At 43.9% G+C, this 748-nt stretch carries 1 protein-coding gene; it reads left to right on the top strand.

Annotation, left to right across the window (positions count from 1 at the left end; all coding sequences use genetic code 11):
* Positions 1–229: 229 nt before the first annotated feature.
* On the top strand, positions 230–748 hold a 519-nt coding region (locus A3757_RS24910), incomplete at its 3' end, for a PstS family phosphate ABC transporter substrate-binding protein (RefSeq protein WP_197470310.1).

Genomic DNA, 748 nt, shown 5'->3' with positions numbered 1-748 from the left:
GGTCAATGCCGAAGCGACTTTCTTAGATTTAGCTATCTAAGCAATACAACAACTCCCCGCTAAGCCCCGTAGATATGGGATCTAACAGTTTTTTTACATTCTTATGACACTTATGTGACAAACAAGACGGAGCTGTCACATAACTGTAACATTGCATCTTTATAGTGGCCTCATCAAGAAAGTAAGCAAACAAATTTTTCGGCAATTAAGCCACTTAGGAGCACTCAAGATGATAAAGAAAATAGTTAGTATCTTAGCCCTCAGTACATTAGGTGCTGTGAGCACTGCACACGCAGATGTTGATCCAAACCTTCCTAAATACGAGAAAGCCAGTGGCGTTTCAGGCAACCTTTCAAGTGTTGGTTCTGATACCTTGGCAAACCTGATGACACTTTGGGCCGAAGACTTTAAGCGTAACTACCCAAATGTAAACATTCAGATTCAAGCAGCGGGTTCTTCAACTGCGCCTCCAGCTTTGACTGAAGGTACCTCAAACATTGGCCCAATGAGCCGTATGATGAAAGACAAAGAGCGCGGCGCATTCGAAAAGCGTCACGGTTATGCGCCAACAGCCGTTCCAGTTGCAATCGATGCATTAGCAGTATTCGTAAACAAAGATAACCCAATCAAAGGTTTGACTATTCCTCAGATCGACGCGGTTTTTTCATCTACTCGTAAGTGTGGCTTCGACAAAGAAGTAAAAACTTGGGGTGACTTGGGTGTGACGGGTAACTTGGCTGGCCAAACT

The organism is Oleiphilus sp. HI0117, assembly GCF_001635235.1.
The sequence above is the reverse complement of the archived record's forward strand: the minus strand, read 5'-3'. Positions and strand labels throughout refer to the sequence as shown.